This is a genomic window from Bifidobacterium [indicum] DSM 20214 = LMG 11587, from assembly GCF_000706765.1.
GTDB classification, from domain to species: domain Bacteria; phylum Actinomycetota; class Actinomycetes; order Actinomycetales; family Bifidobacteriaceae; genus Bombiscardovia; species Bombiscardovia coryneformis.
Genome location: NZ_CP006018.1, coordinates 369,377 through 384,849 on the forward strand (window position 1 = coordinate 369,377; position 15,473 = coordinate 384,849).

The following is a 15,473-nucleotide window of genomic DNA, read 5'->3' on the forward strand; positions in this document are numbered from 1 at the left end:
GGGTCCAAAGGGTCCCGACCTGGTGTATCATTGAACAGTTGCAATGCCGGAGGGGGAGTTGCCGCATAGGCTCCCCCTCCTTCTGGGTCCAGCCGGTCAAGACCGGCGGATCGGCATCCCCCGACGGCAGACCGTTGGGTTGAGAACGGCTCCCTGCCGCCGAACGTGGGAGAGAGCCCGGAACATGGGTCGGTGTGCGGCGGCCATGGAGGAACAGCATGAACGCCATTCAGGAATTTGATGCCAGCCACATGAAGCCCGCGGAGGAGATCCCGGACTTCCGCCCCGGCGATACCGTCGAGGTCAATGTGAACATCAAGGAAGGCAACAACACCCGTATCCAGGCCTTCACCGGCGTGGTGATCGCCCGTCAGGGTGCAGGTGTGCGCGAGACCATCATGGTCCGCAAGGTCAGCTTCGGTGTGGGTGTGGAGCGTCGCTTCCCCCTGCACTCCCCGCAGATCGATTCCATCAAGGTCCTGCGTCGTGGTCGTGTCCGCCGCGCCAAGCTCTACTACCTGCGTAACCTGCACGGCAAGGCCGCACGTATCGTTGAGCGTCGCGACAACAAGGCCGAGACCAAGTAGTTTCATCCTTGCCGACCCGGAGGCCATTCAGGTCCCCGGGTCTTTCTTTTCCCGACTAGAGTTTGCAGTGGAGACCCTTCCTGGTGGGTGGTGCAGCAGGTGGGGGCAGGCGGTATCGGGCCGGATTTCAGATGCCTCAAGCAGAAGGAGCGAGCATGTTGGTTCTCCCCAGTCAGGTGGTATCAGGATGAACGCGGAACCCAGGCACGGGTCCAAGGTGCCCTTCGGAACTTCGGTCCGCGATATCGCCACCAGCTTCGGTGATCGCGACCCCTTACCGGAAGATGATCCCGCACCATATGAGCGCCCGGCATCGGGAGGGGAGCCAGGGTCCTCCAATGAGGTCAAAGCCCTGATTCAGGTCGTGGTCGACATAGTGTCGGTGCTGGCTGTTGTGGCCTTTTGCAGACTCTTCGTCATGGCCCCCTTCGTCATTCCCTCCGGTTCCATGGAGAACACGCTGGGCATCAATGACCGAATCCTGACCACCAACGGCATCACCAGGGGTATGGCCAAGCCCCGCAGGGGGGATGTCATCGTCTTCACCGACCCCGGCAACTGGCTGGACAACTCTTCGCAGGTCGGGCAGAAGAGCGATTACCTGGTCAAGCGGCTTATCGGCATGCCAGGCGATACGGTGGCCTGCAAGGGGAGCGGGTACCCCGTAACGGTCAACGGTGTGGCCCTGGATGAGCATTCCTATCTTCGCCCGGGTGTCCAGCCGAGTGGTTTCCCCTTCGAGGTCACGGTCAAGGCGGACCATGTCTTCGTCATGGGCGATAACCGCTCTAACTCGGCCGATTCCCGCTATCATCTCGATGATTCGAACGGTGGTCAAGTGCCCATGGAGAACATCAAGGGGACTGCCATGGTGACCTACTTCCCCTTCGGCAGCTGGAAATTCCTGAACAATCGGCATTCCGTCTTCGACGCGGTTCCCGACAGGCAACCCAGGTAGGGACGGCGGATGCATCCCATACCCACCCTGGCCCTTGAGTCGGAACTTGCGGCAGGGGGAGCGGACTTCGTTTTTGGGCTGGATGAGGTGGGGCGCGGAGCCTTGGCCGGCCCGGTCATGGTCGGTGTCGTGGCCTTGAAATCCGCGGATCTTCCCAGATTGAAGGTGCCTGCCGGGGTGGCTGATTCGAAGATGCTGACCGCCGCCCGTCGGGAGGCCATCCATCTTGATCTTGAGAACTGGGCCGAGGCCTGGGCCGTCGGGTCCTGTTCGAATCATGAAGTCGACGAGTGGGGCATCACGCATGCCCTGGGCATCGCCGCCCTACGCGCCCTGGCTGATGTCGAAGCGCGGCTTGACCTGGGGCCGGACTCCTTCCCGGCGGCCATTCTGGACGGTACCAGCGACTTTATAACCAAGGCCGCCGACAGCTTTGACGCCCCGACCCTACCCCTCCTGCCGACCGTCACCACGAAGGTCAAAGGTGATGTATCCTGCGCCACGGTGGCAAGTGCGGCCGTCATCGCCAAGGTGACCAGGGACCGGCTCATGGTTCGCCTGGCCCAGGAGCGGGCCGACGTGGCCCCCTACCACTGGGAGAAGAACAAGGGGTACGGTTCCGCCGAGCACATTGAAGCCATCAGGCAGCATGGCCCCTCCGACCTCCACCGTGTCAGTTGGCACCTGACGGGGTGACTCAGGTCTCGGCCGGTGATCCTCCCCTCTCCGGGCTATGATCGGAGCAGTCGGTACGGGTTTCGGGAAGAAGGATATATGCCTCCAGGCAGCAGGGAGCGGCGTCGTTCCGGCCGCCCGTCCATGGTTGAAGTGGCCCGGTTGGCCGGAGTCTCCCATCAGACCGTTTCGCGTGTCATCAACAAGTCCAAGGACGTTTCCGAGCCGACCCGCCTCAAAGTGGAAGCGGCCATACGGCAGCTGGGGTACCGACCCAGCAACTCGGCCAGGGCCCTGGCCTCCAGCCACAGCAGGACCATAGGCCTGGTGGCGGGTGGGGTCAGTCTCTATGGTCCTGTTTCCACCATCACCGCCATCGAGACGGTCGCGCGTTCGCATGGGCTCTTCATGTCGGTCATGATGGTCGACGAAGCCACCTGCACCCAGCAGGGATTCCAGGAACTGTGTGGGACCTTCCTGGAGCAGAACGTCGATGCCTTCATCTTCATCACGCCCACCGACACCATGTTCCAGGCGGCCTGCCAGGTGAATGTGACCCAGCCCAGGGTCATCGTCACCTCCACCCACGGAGGTATGGGCATTGAGGAGGCCCTGAGTCATAATCTCGGCTCCGACCGGGTGGCCTTGACGGGAATCGACCAGTGGGGGGCCATCCAGCAGGTGGTCAGGCAGCTGGTGCAACTGGGGCACCGTCGGGTGCTCTACATGGCCGGACCGCCTGAATGGCGTGACGCCTCGACCCGTCTGGCCTCCTGGTGGAAGGCCTGTGCCCGATATCACGTCAAGACAGCCGTGGTTCACGCGCGCAGCTGGGAATCCGCGGAGTCGTACACCCTGATGAACCACCTGATCGACGAACGGGGTATGACCGGGCGGTCCATGCCGACCGCAGTGGTCACCGCCAATGACAATCAGGCCGTGGGTGTGGCCAGGTCCCTTCAGGAGCACGGCATCCGTATTCCGCAGGACGTGAGTCTGGCCGGATTCGATGACATCCCCACTGTCGACAACCTGAATCCGCCCCTCTCGACCGTACGTCCCCGATTCGAAGAGTTGGGAACGGCGACCATGCGCCAGCTCCTGGCCATGTTGCACCAGGGCAGGCCGGTCGATTTTCCGGTCACCAGGCACGGTGTGGGCCTCATCCAGGCTGATGTGGTACCCCGCAGATCCCTGGGCCGGGCCGTCCGGCGTTCCTGACGACGCCTGACATCACCACGCTTGCCGGAAAAGGCGATCGCTACTATGCTGTTCACTAGGCAATGTGAGCGTTAACAGTCCTTGTTTTCAGACTGCGATGAGTCTGAAGGACCAGGGGCGGCCAGCAAAGGAGCGGACCATGGAAACGAACACCGACCGGCACTTCGCTGAGGAAATCGAGGCCGGGAGGACCTCCCTGGGTATCGAGCTGGGCTCGACCAGAATCAAGGCCATACTGATCGACCAGGATTACCACACCCTGGCCGACGGCGATTTTGCCTGGGAGAACCAGCTCAAGGACGGCCTGTGGACCTACTCCCTGGAGCAGGTCTGGGAAGGACTTCAAGGTGCCTATGCCGCCCTGGCCTCCCGCGTCAGGGAACGCTACTGTGTGCCGCTGACCCGTATCGGAGCCATGGGATTTTCGGCCATGATGCACGGGTACCTGGCCTTCGATAAGGACGACCGGCTCCTGGTGCCCTTCCGCACCTGGAGGAACACGAACACCGGTCAGGCCCATGAGAGCCTTTCCCGGACATTCCAGGTCAACATCCCCGAGCGCTGGTCCATAGCCCACCTGTACCAGGCCGTTCTCGACCATGAGGAGCACGTGCCCGAGGTGGCCTTCATCACCACCCTGGCCGGCTATGTGCACTGGCAGCTCTCGGGGCGCAAGGTCCTTGGCATAGGTGATGCCTCGGGTATGTTCCCCATCGACTCGAACAATCACGGCTTCGACCAGGCCATGCTCGACACCTTCGACAGCCTGCCTGAGGTTGCCTCCCAGCCCTGGTCCATACGCGACCTCCTGCCCAGCCCCCTGGTGGCGGGGGAGGAGGCGGGGTCCCTGACCGAAGCAGGCGCCCGTCTGCTGGACCCGACGGGCACCCTGGCAGCAGGTTCGGTCATGGCTCCTCCCGAAGGAGATGCTGGCACCGGGATGGTGGCCACCAACTCCGTGCGGCCCAGGACGGGCAACGTCTCGGCCGGCACCTCGATTTTCGCCATGGTGGTTCTGGAACACCGGTTGGAACACCTGCACCCTGAAGTCGATCCGGTGGCCACCCCGGCCGGCGATCCTGCAGGCATGAGCCACGCCAACAACTTCACCTCCGACCTGAACGCCTGGGTGGGTCTCTTCCGCGACTTCGCCCAGGCCGGAGGATTGCGGATGAGCGATGACGAGCTGTACGGAACCCTCTTCAACCTGGCCCTCCAGGGCGACAAGGACGCCGGTGGCCTCATCAACTACTGCTTCTATTCCGGTGAGTTCCTGGCCGGCCTGGAAGAGGGGCGTCCGGTCTTCGCCCGGGGCCCCGAAAGTCATATGAACCTCGCCAATTTCATGCGGGCGCAGCTCTTCTCGGCCTTCTCCCCGGTCACGATCGGTATGGATGTGATGACCCGGCAGGAGGGGGTACAGGTGGATTCCCTGGTTGGGCATGGCGGCATCTTCGCCACTCCCAAGGTGGCGCAGAAGATTCTGGCTGCGGCTTTCGACACCCCCATCCGGGTCATGTCGACTGCTGCGGAAGGAGGGGCCTGGGGGATGGCTGTTCTGGCCGACTACCTGACCCACACCGACCAGACCCTGGCCGACTACCTGGATTCACGGGTCTTCGCCGACGTCGAATCGCGGGTGGAGAATCCCGACCCGGCGGATGTCGAAGGGTTCCGCACCTTCTTCGAACGTTTCTCCAGGTCCCTGCCCATCGAGCAGGCGGCAGTCAGGAGCATCCCTCTGGAGGGATGACCCATGACTCCATATATATACGTGACCATAATCAGCAATAGCAATAAGGAGCAACCATGGCAATGACAGATCCATTCCAGGGTAAGGAACTCTGGTTCGCAGTGGGTTCCCAGGACCTCTATGGTGAGGATACGCTGCGGCAGGTGGCCGTGCAGGCCGCCGACATAGCGCAGACCCTGAACGATTCCGGCAGAATTCCGGTCAGGTTGGTTCTCAAGCCGACCCTGAAGGACTCGGACTCCATCAGGAATTTCATGGTTGACGCCTCCTCCGACCCGGCCTGCATCGGCATTGTGGCCTGGATGCACACCTTCAGCCCTGCCAAGATGTGGATCCGTGGTCTGGAGCAGTTGAGGAAGCCCCTTCTCCAGCTGAATACGCAGCACCATGTCGAAATCCCCTGGGAGACCATCGACATGGACTTCATGAACCTGAATCAGTCGGCCCACGGTGACCGCGAGTTCGGGTACATCCTTACCCGTCTGGGCATTCCCCGCAAGATTGTCGTGGGGCACTACACCGATCCCGAGGTGGCGGAGCGAATCGGGACCTGGGCCCGGGCCTGCGCCGGCTGGGATGCCGCCAATTCCATGAAGGTCTGCCGGTGGGGCGACAACATGCGCGATGTGGCCGTGACCGAGGGCGACAAGACCGAGGCCGAACGCGTTTTCGGGGTCTCCGTCAACACCTGGCCGGTCAATGAGCTGGTGGCCCATGTGGAGGCCGTCAAGGATGACCAGGTCAAGGATCTGATCGAAGATTACAAGCGCAGCTACGATGTGGCCCCCGAACTCCTCGATTCCCGGTACGACTCCCTGGTGGTGGCCGCCCGGGAGGAGGCGGGTATGCGCAACATGCTCCAGGAGGTCGGGGCCACGGCGGCCGTCGACAACTTCCAGGACCTGGGTGCCCTGCACCAACTCCCCGGGGTCGGCGCCCAGCGGCTGATGGCCGACGGGTACGGATTCTCGGCAGAGGGGGATTGGAAGACCTCGGTTCTGGTCCGCATCGGCAACGTCATGGGGTATGGCCTCAAGGGTGGCTGCTCCCTGATGGAGGACTACTCCTATAACTTCGTGCCTGGTCAAGAGGAGATCATGGGTGCCCACATGCTGGAGGTCTCGCCGACCCTCCTGACCGAGGGCAGGCCCCGTCTGGAGATTCATCCGCTCTCCATCGGAGACCGGGAGGATCCCGTCCGTCTGGTCTTCACCGCCACCCCCTGCAAGGATGCGGTTGTGGTCTCCCTGTCCGACGTGCGGGAGCGCTTCCGTCTGGTCATGAACGTGGTGGATGTGGTTGAGCCCAGTGGCTCCCTGTCCAAGCTCCCCGTGGCCCGCGCCATCTGGAAGCCCCGGCCCTCCCTGAAGGTATCGGCCGAATGCTGGCTGCGAGCCGGTGCCGCCCATCACACCTGCATGACCACCACAGTTGGTCGTGAGGCTTGGGAGGACTTCGCCCGCATGGCCGGCGTGGAACTGGCTTCCATCGATGAGGACACCACAGCCGAGCGGTTTGGCAAGGACCTGGAACTCTCCGAGATGGTGCATCGTCTCGATAACAGGCAATAAATTGTTTCCATCGGATTTCGCCCTTATTCACCGTGTGCTTGCCGCTTGGATCTGCGGTCCGATAGTGGCAGTACAAGGAGAATGAGGGCGTTCTGCAAGTGCAGAGACATGTGACATACATTGCATCTATCCGTTTGCAAAGGTTAAGGCCGTGCACTAAGCTTCGATAGTGGTATTGGGTCATGTTTCGCGACGGCTCACTCGGAAGGGTTTTTCGGCTGGGGAATGGAATATGCCGGATAGGCCGCAGTGTTGTTGCGCACCGCTCCGTACCATCGCAAAATAGAAGGGATGCATGCATGCATACAGTAAAAACAAATGAAAGGCGAGGGCTTTCCAAGGTTCTCGGTCTGGCGGTGGCTGGTGCCACTCTGCTGGCCGGGCTGGTTGCCCTTCCCGTGACTCAGGCTTCGGCCTTTGATGCTGCGGACGACTTCGTCGAGGGTGCTCTTGACACGAGCAAGACCCCCCAGCTGACAGTCACGAAGTACCTGTCGGGCTCCAACGGAACCGCAGCCACCGGCTCGATTCTTGACAGGCCCACCGCCGGCGTTGGTACTCCTGCAAAGGACATCGTCTTCAACGTTCGTGAGGTCGTCCCTGAGAGCGGTAAGACCGTCGCCGACATCAACCCCACCGATGCCTCAACGTTCACTGATGCCCCCAGCGGTTTCTACGCAGCTGGTATAACCAACGGACAGGGTGTCATCGACTCCTGGTTCACGGCGGACGCCAGCGGTGCGCCCACCAGCACTCCCGTGACCTTCGCCTCCGGTCAGCACTACTATGTGATGACCGAGAATACGAATCCGGTTGTTTCTCCGGGCTTCAATGCAGCCAAGTACACTGAGTCCGCTCCTTCGTTCTTCGGACTGCCTTACAGGACCACCGATAACAGCACTCCGGGTGCTCCGGCTAAGAGCGGTTACATCTATCACCTGCATGTCTTCCCGAAGAACGTCAGCAAGGGCGGTCTGACCAAGACTGTCACTGGGGTCAAGAGGGGACAGAACTTAGTCTCCATTGCCCAGGCCGGCGATGTCATCTCCTACAGGGTCGAGCATAAGATCTACAACGAGAGCACTCCTGCCTATAAGGACCAGAAGCTGGATATCGCTGAGGTGAAAGGGCAGTTCGAGGATCTGCGCATCGCGGATCGAATGGGTACCTCTCTGAAGATGGATGCCACCAAGATTCATGCTTCCATCACCGCTCCTAACGCGCAGTCACCTGTCGACCTGGACGAGGGTACCGATTACAAGGTTGCCTTTGGTACGGACAAGCCCGCCCGTCTTGGGAATAACGGTACGTTCTTTGCGAACGAGCAGGATGGTAAGGCTGCCTATACCACCTTCAGCTTCTTCGGAAACAAGACCAGACTGCAGCAGGCTGTTGCAAACCTGCATGACGCCCAAGGTAATCTCCCCACTGAGATGACTGTTGTAATCACCTACGATGCCACGGTGACCGCTGATGGTGATTCCACCGGTGATGGTGGTGTCGCCAACAAGGTCGAGTCCGATTTCATCGATGACGGTAATGGCAAGGGTCCTGATACTCCTCCTAGCGATGGCACTATCACCCCCTCCGGTTCCGTTGCTTTCGGCAAGTTGCAGAAGGACGGAAGCCCGACTCAGCTCAAGGCTCTGGAAGGCGCTGTCTTCCGTCTGGCTGATCCTGCCCACCCCACCTCCTACCTCGCCACTGATGGGGCATTCCACCCCACCACTGACACTGGTGTGACCTTCTTCTCTGCAACTTCCTCTCCGGCAGGTCTGGTGGCTTTCACCGGTCTTCCGATTCTGGACTCGAACAAGAAGGGCATCGCCGCTAACTGGACCGTGGTCGAGGTTACGGCCCCCAACGGTTTCATCACGGCCCCGAATCCCTTCTCCCAGGTGACCTTCGACCAGAACGTCGTAGGTAAGACCGAGCAGGAGATTGTGGATTACTATGGTTCGAACCCGATCGAGCCCGACTACAATCAGCTGAGCTTCGCTACCTTCACTCCGGATAGCGCTGCAAGCATTGCCAACCCCGCCGAGTTCAATGGCAAGATTGTGGCGAAGATGATGATGAACTACACCAAGGATGATAAGGATGCCCCGATTGGCCTCCCGCTTACCGGTGGCCGCGGCATCATCCTGCTGCTGGTGGTTGGTGTTGCCATCATGGGTGGCGCCCTCTACCTGCGCAACCGTCGCAACGCAGCCCGTACTGCCTGAGCTGCTGTGACTGATTGGTTTGGGTTAGCCTGAGCCAATCACTACGGCGGGTGGTTCTTATGTGAACCACCCGCCGTTCTTGTTATGGGGTGTTATGATATCTTATAGAAGACATGAATCTTGTGTTAGTGATATGTCGGAGAAGGGGATGTCACACCGGTAGGTGCTGACCTCCGACGTGGATGACCACCTTGAAGGATGGTCCTCTTGAAGGGATGTTGTATGAAGGTTAGCTCCTTACGGGCGGGGAAGACAAAACGGGTCCTGCTCTGGTTGGTTGTCTCCGTTGTTTCTTGCGGACTCATGCTTACCGGTGGATTGACTCACGCAGCGGCAAGCACCGCGGATCCCACTCTTACGCTCACCCTTCTCGAAACTCAGAATAATGCGGATTCCATCCTGCCGGGAAGCAGCAATCCTCCTGCAGGCCCCGGGTACATCTACAAGGCAGTGAAACTGAACAGGGGCAAGATCAACCTGGCGGCTGCGGACCTCGCCTCGTCGCCTGAGACCCTTCAGAAGAACCTGACGTCTGCCGTCATTGCAGACCCTGACTCGTTCAAGGATTCTTCGAATACAGAGTTCTACGGTGTATCCGATACCAATGGTGTCATCACCACATCTTCGACGACTCAACCTGAAGGCATCTGGCTGGAAGGCGCACAGCTTGATGTCAACTCTGCGACCCTTTCCGGTGGAACGGCTGCGCAGCTTGGCGGGACGGAAGAGGAACCGACCTATTGGATGGTCAGCCTGGTTGCTGCCCCCCATGGGGTTACTGTTCGGACGGACCCCTGCGTTGTGCAGTTGCCCACTCTGGTTCCGGGAGGCTCCCCGACTTTCCAGGTAGATGTCTATCCCAAGCTGGATATCAGCAAGTCGGATGTCGTTCCGGGGAGCGCCGTCTCGATACAGCACCTGTCAAAAACCGGATCATCCTTGATTCTTCCCCTCATTCTGCTGGCCGTCTTCCTTGTCCTGGGAGTTGTCGTCCTGGTCATGGCGGTGAAGAAGCGTCACGATACAATTGTTTGAGTTCTGTTCGTATGGCTGTCTCTGAGCGGCCATGCAACCTTGGAAGCCGATGACACCGAGTGTGTTGTCGGCTTTCTCCGTACTAAGTGTGACTTTCGCCCGCCCCGTCACGGGTCTCTTCCACTCCCACGGTCTGGTTGTGTTCCGAGGAGACCATGAGAGCCATGCCTCTATACAAGAGGTCGGTCGCATCGATGGTGTGACACCAGGCAAGAAGGTTGTGACGGAAGACGGGTAAGGTAAGAACGTAGTGACTCTCTTGACATGGACCCCCGGGGATTAACAGTCATGGACTGAAGGTGATCGGGGACCTTAACGGGGTCGGTGTTGTGTACTGGGCATTCAGGCACTGGGGATACGGCGGTTGCTTGTCGTTACGGTTCCGCTGTTCCTGGTCCCATGGTTGGTCCTGCTGCGGTCGAGAGGCGTATACGGAGGTTGAAAAGGATGATGGATACAAGGGGGCGGCGATGACCAAGCCGGTGAGGGAGACCGACCAGAAGGTTGCACCGGATCGGCGCTCTTCGACGGGGGCCGGTAAGGCCAAGCACCGGGTCAAATCCGACCGCAGGTTCGGCTTCATCGAAGTGGTGGTCTTCCTGATTGGACTGGCCTTGTTCCTGTACCCCCTGGCGGCGGCCTACCTCAACTATGCGGAAACCACCCAGGCCGTCGATGAGTACGAGAACATCGTCAATCAGCTCACCCCGCAGCAGCGGCAGAAAATGTGGCAGGATGCCAAGCAGTATGATGATGACCTCGGCAAGCCGACCCTGCGAGACCCTTTCCGGTACAAGGAGATTCAGGAGCCTCTCGGGAGGTACTCCAAGATTCTCAACGTTGATGGGAAGGGGATGATGGCTTACGTCGACATCCCCAAGATCAATGTGAAGCTCCCCATCCGTCACGGAACAACCGACGAAGTGCTCAGGGACAGCATAGGTCATATCGCCACCACCCACGTCCCCACGGACAACAGCACGATTCACTCAGTGATCACCGGACACACGGGCGAAGTGGGGCATATCCTCTTCGACAACCTGACCCAGATGAAGAAGGGGGACGTTTTCCAGATTCGCGTTCTGGACAAGCGCATGAGCTATCAGGTGGACCAGATCAAGGTGATTCTGCCCACCGAGGTCGATGACCTCCAGCCTGTGGCGGGCTCGAACTATGTCACCATGCTGACCTGCACCCCTTACGGAATCAACTCTCACCGCCTGCTTATCCGCGGCCGGTTCATCGGAGAGAATGTCCCCGCCACCAAGCCTCAGGGGGCTCCCAACTACATGCTCTGGATACTCCTGTTGCTCATGATCCTGTGTCTGCTGGCCTGGTACTACCTGTCCAGGCGCCGCAAAGAGTGCAAACAGCATATTGCGAACCTGGACAAGGTCGAAGCGGGCGTCGGGCAGGATTCCCCCGTTACGGGAGTCTATGGTGCCGACGACGATGGCAGGGCTGGCGAGCCTGACGGCTCCTTAGGGGATGATGGCTCATTGATGGGCAGTGATCCTCCTGATGGCGACAGTGGGGGCTGGCGACCAGACCTTCCAGGGGTGGAACAGGGCTATGCAAGGAGTCAGGAGGTACATCATGACGGATGAGCAATCGGTGACCGGCATGGACCGGCTCGATGACCATGACCAGGAACTTGGACACAACCGTAATTCCCGGGGTAGGGGGCGACTGTCGCCAGCGGAGCGACGACGTGCACTGGTCCGTAAGAGGCGCACCTATACCTTCCTGATGTGGGTACTGGCGCTGCTTGCCCTCTTTTTCGCCTGGGCCGCCTTCGGCATGATGATGCGAATCGGCTTCCTGCCGGTATTCGACCTGGGGTACTCCTGGTTCGATTCCCATATCCTTTACTTCTTCGGCGTCGCCGCCCGCTGACCGAGTCGGCGGCGTAAGGAGATGCCCCGCAGAGCAGGTGGAGGGACATTTGACCACAGAGTGCCTCATGGCAGGTTCCGGTCCCTGCGGGTCCTAGAATGAGGTTGACCTCCTGCGAAGCAGGAGTTGGGACCCTTGCAGGGACAGAGGAGCAGATCATGGCCGCAGTACCGGATATCGAACTTGCCGACGGGCGCAGGATTCCCCAGATTGGGTTGGGCGTGCTCAGGATTGCGGATGACCAGACCGGTCAGGTTGTGGAGTCAGCCCTTTCCCTGGGGTATCGGCACATCGACACCGCTGCCGGGTATCAGAATGAGGCAGGCGTGGGCAGGGGCCTCAAGGCGGCGGGGTATGACACCGGAAGTCGCCGGGAGTCCATCTGGCTGACCACCAAACTCCGGGATTCCGAGCAGGGCTATGATTCGGCCCTGCGGGCTTTCGACCGACAGTTGGGTCTCCTCGGAACCGATTATGTCGACATGTACATGATTCATTGGCCCACACCCTTTGACTGGCGTGCGGCCGAGACCTGGAAGGCCTTCCGGGAATTGCGGCGGGAGAAGAGGGTCAGGACCCTGGGCGTCTGCAACTTCCTGGAGGAGGATCTGGAAAGGCTCCACAGGGAGACAGGGGAGTACCCCGCCGTCAACCAGATCGAGCTGCACCCCACCTGGCAGCAGCGGGATCTGGTGGCCTTCTGCCGCTCCAGGAAGATTGCCGTGGAGGCATATTCCCCCCTCGCGCGGGGAGCGGATCTGAGCGCCGGTCAGGGAGTGATAGACCGCATAGCAGAGGCAAAAGGGTGCTCACCGGCCCAGGTTGTGTTGCGGTGGCACATCGAGAACGGGACCATCATCATCCCCAAGTCCGTCCATGCCGAGCGGCAGAAGGAGAATCTGGACTTGTTCGGATTCTCCCTGACCGAGCAGGAGCGTGCTGCAATCGATGCCCTGGACGGGCCGGTTCGGGCCGGTCACGATCCGAGGACCTACTCCTACGCCTGATGGTCGGGAAGCGCTTGTAACCAAGGGGAGGTAGGCATACAGATGGCCCGTCGGTTCGCCGGAAGATACAGGGGTCGGAGAAGGGCCGCCGGCAGTGCCAGGTTCAGGTCCACGTCGGCCTTGGAGCGGGTTCTTGTCCTCCTGGTCATAGTCGCGATGATCGGAGTGACCATCGGTCTGGTCCTTCCCAGGGTGGATGGGACGATCGGGGTGATGACCGGGAGGTACCAGGCAACCGGCGATGCCGCCCAGACCCTGGAAGGACTCCGGGTCCAGGACCGTCCCAGGCCGGGCCGTCAATACCGCCGGGACTCATTCGGTTTCAAACAGACCGATGTTGATGGCAATGGGTGCAATATCCGCGAGGATGTGCTGACCAGGGATCTGCGCCAGGTGCGCCATACCACTCCCGGAGGGTGCAAGGTGTCTTCCGGTGTCCTGGATGACCCCTATACCGGCAAGACCATCACCTTCATCAGGGGTGAGAGGACCAGCGCCGATGTTCAAATCGACCATGTGGTGGCCTTGGAAAATGCCTGGAAGTCGGGGGCTGATACCTGGGATACGGCCAGGCGGTACCGTTTCGGGAACGACCCCTACAATCTTCTGGCCGTGGACGGACCAGCCAACCAGGAAAAGGGAAGTGCCTCCGCGGACTATTGGCTTCCTCCCCGTGCGGACTATCGGTGCGCCTATGTGGCTCGGCAGATCGGTGTCAAGGACAAGTATGGGCTGAGCGTCACCTCAGCCGAAAAGCAGGCCATGATGGGCGTTCTGCATGGTTGCCCCGGCCAGCCCCTGCCCTCGGATGAGTGAGGGGCTGATACGGGCCTTCAGAGGGTTACCGTTCTTCGGCGTGCCCGTTGCCGGATTCGAGTTTCGGGGTGTTCTGCCGGTCTGAGGTGGTGACCGTTTCCTGGGCTGCTGCCTTGGGTGAGGGGGTGTGGATGACGTGGATGTGGCGCAGGACCATCCGGGTCATCTGGCGGCCTGATCCGGCCCCGTTGCCCCGGACACCGAAGTAAACCAGCAGGACCATGCCCAGACAGATCAAGGCGGAGATTCTCAGAGCCCACTGGATGCCGAAGATGTTGGACGCAATCTGGGTGGACGGACCGCCTCCCAGGGCCGAATGGCGCAGGGTGGTGATGGAGTCCATGACGATGACCAGGATGGGGGCCCCAACGGCACCGGCTATTTGACGGGCCGTGTTGGTTACCGCCGAACCGGCGGAGACGTCCTTCGGGGCAAGGTTGTTCAAGGACCAGGTGGTCAGGGGCATCAGGGTGAATCCCATACCGATCTGGCGTACGAACTGGCAGATGGAGACCAGTCCAATCCAGGTTCCGCTGCCGACCATGCTCAGGGCCACGGTTCCCAGGCAGAGGACGGAACAGCCGGTCAGGGCCACAGGCCGCGCCCCCCAACGGTCCAGGAGCCGCCCTCCGAGGAACTGGGCGATGGCCGTGCCGATGGCACCGGGCAGCATGACCAGGCCGCTCATGGTGGCCGAATAACCGCGGTCGGTCTGGATGTACATGGGCAGGATGACCGTAACCGAGCTGAAGGCGAAGAAGGACATGGAGGCGATGATGGTGCCCACCGTGAAGTTCCTGATCTTCAGCACCCTCAGGTTCAGGAGGGGGCTGGTGTGGTGGAGCTGACGGAGAACGAACCAGACGATGCCCGCCAGGCCCACGATCAGGAATGGCCAGGTCATCAGAGAGGTGATCGGATAGTTCTCGATGTTGGTGAATCCGAACATGAGGCCGCCGAAGCCGAATATCGACAGGGCTACCGAGAAGAAGTCCGCCTTGACGCTGGTATCGCGCTCGCCGAAGTTGCGTAGACCGCAGATGGAGAGGATCAGGGCCATGGCCCCGCAGATGCTCAGGGTCAGGAAGATGGAGCGCCAGCCGTTGGCATCGGTCTGCCAGCCTCCCAGGGTGGGCCCTATGGCGGGCGCCACACTCATGGCCAGACCCACCGTGCCCATGGCCATGCCGCGCTTGGACAGAGGGTAGATGGAGAAGACCGTGATTTGGAGGACAGGCCACATGGTGCCTGTGCCCACGGCCTCCAGGATGCGTCCGAGGAGGACCAGGGCAAAGGTCTGGGATTGCCAGCTCAGGAGGGACCCCAGGGTGAAGATGGTCATGGAGGTGATGACGATCTCGCGTGTCGAGAAGCGTTTGGTCAGGAAGCCTGTAAGGGGCACCATGACCCCCATGACCAGTTGGAAGACCGAGGTGAGCCACTGGCCGGTGGTCAGTGAAATACCGAACTCATGAACGATGGTGGGTAGGGCCGAGGCGAGCTGGAGTTGGGTGAAGTTGCCCAGGAAGGTGATGGCGGTGAGGATGGATAGCGAGATAAAGGCTTCGTGGGTGAGTTTGCCGTTGATGAAGGCTCCATCCTTGCTGAGGGTCCGCCCTTGCTTGGCGAGCTCCTTCTTCCTCATGCACAACCACTTCCTTTTCCGGCTTGGTCATCTTTGGTAATCCCCTTGAATGGCTCAGGGTTTGGAACAGGTACCGCCCCTCAG

General features: G+C 60.6%; 13 protein-coding genes. 12 read left to right on the forward strand and 1 reads right to left on the reverse strand.

Annotated features, from left to right (window positions below; all coding sequences use genetic code 11):
• The first annotated feature begins 218 nt into the window (after positions 1–218).
• The 12 genes from rplS to BINDI_RS01410 all read left to right on the forward strand — a co-directional run bounded on the left by rplS (position 219) and on the right by BINDI_RS01410 (position 13,744).
• Positions 219–587 (forward strand): 50S ribosomal protein L19, encoded by a 369-nt coding sequence (gene rplS / locus BINDI_RS01355; RefSeq protein ID WP_033491666.1) that lies wholly within the window; start codon positions 219–221, stop codon positions 585–587.
• Between the two features lie 187 nt (positions 588–774).
• Positions 775–1,545 (forward strand): signal peptidase I, encoded by a 771-nt coding sequence (gene lepB, locus BINDI_RS01360; RefSeq protein ID WP_051875583.1) that lies wholly within the window; start codon positions 775–777, stop codon positions 1,543–1,545.
• 9 nt (positions 1,546–1,554) lie between these two features.
• Positions 1,555–2,241: a ribonuclease HII gene (gene rnhB / locus BINDI_RS01365; RefSeq protein ID WP_033491667.1), complete on the forward strand. Its 687-nt coding sequence runs from the start codon at positions 1,555–1,557 to the stop codon at positions 2,239–2,241.
• A gap of 123 nt (positions 2,242–2,364) precedes the next feature.
• Positions 2,365–3,441, forward strand: coding sequence for a LacI family DNA-binding transcriptional regulator (locus BINDI_RS01370; RefSeq protein ID WP_033491699.1), 1,077 nt, complete (start codon positions 2,365–2,367; stop codon positions 3,439–3,441).
• A 139-nt stretch (positions 3,442–3,580) separates the two neighbouring features.
• Complete coding sequence (locus tag BINDI_RS01375) at positions 3,581–5,194, forward strand: xylulokinase (RefSeq protein ID WP_033491668.1); 1,614 nt, start codon at positions 3,581–3,583, stop codon at positions 5,192–5,194.
• Between the two features lie 56 nt (positions 5,195–5,250).
• Positions 5,251–6,765, forward strand: coding sequence for an L-arabinose isomerase (gene araA, locus BINDI_RS01380; RefSeq protein WP_033491669.1), 1,515 nt, complete (start codon positions 5,251–5,253; stop codon positions 6,763–6,765).
• A gap of 299 nt (positions 6,766–7,064) precedes the next feature.
• Entirely contained in the window at positions 7,065–8,990 is a 1,926-nt protein-coding gene (locus tag BINDI_RS01385) for a SpaH/EbpB family LPXTG-anchored major pilin (protein ID WP_033491671.1), read from the forward strand.
• Between the two features lie 222 nt (positions 8,991–9,212).
• Positions 9,213–10,025 (forward strand): hypothetical protein, encoded by an 813-nt coding sequence (locus BINDI_RS01390; protein ID WP_148301954.1) that lies wholly within the window; start codon positions 9,213–9,215, stop codon positions 10,023–10,025.
• Between the two features lie 470 nt (positions 10,026–10,495).
• Positions 10,496–11,632 (forward strand): class C sortase, encoded by a 1,137-nt coding sequence (locus tag BINDI_RS07060; RefSeq protein ID WP_052109099.1) that lies wholly within the window; start codon positions 10,496–10,498, stop codon positions 11,630–11,632.
• The gene (locus BINDI_RS01400; RefSeq protein WP_033491674.1) at positions 11,622–11,921 is read left to right on the forward strand and encodes a hypothetical protein; all 300 of its coding nucleotides are present in this window, start codon (positions 11,622–11,624) and stop codon (positions 11,919–11,921) included. Before BINDI_RS07060 ends, BINDI_RS01400 begins: the two co-directional genes overlap by 11 nt.
• Positions 11,922–12,079: 158 nt before the next feature.
• On the forward strand, positions 12,080–12,928 hold the full coding sequence (locus tag BINDI_RS01405; protein ID WP_033491675.1) for an aldo/keto reductase: 849 nt from the start codon (positions 12,080–12,082) through the stop codon (positions 12,926–12,928).
• 42 nt (positions 12,929–12,970) lie between these two features.
• Positions 12,971–13,744 (forward strand): HNH endonuclease family protein, encoded by a 774-nt coding sequence (locus tag BINDI_RS01410; RefSeq protein WP_033491676.1) that lies wholly within the window; start codon positions 12,971–12,973, stop codon positions 13,742–13,744.
• A 25-nt stretch (positions 13,745–13,769) separates the two neighbouring features.
• On the opposite strand, the gene BINDI_RS01415 is transcribed toward BINDI_RS01410, so the two are convergent.
• The gene (locus BINDI_RS01415; RefSeq protein WP_052109100.1) at positions 13,770–15,389 is read right to left on the reverse strand and encodes an MDR family MFS transporter; all 1,620 of its coding nucleotides are present in this window, start codon (positions 15,387–15,389) and stop codon (positions 13,770–13,772) included.
• Between the last annotated feature and the right edge of the window lie 84 nt (positions 15,390–15,473).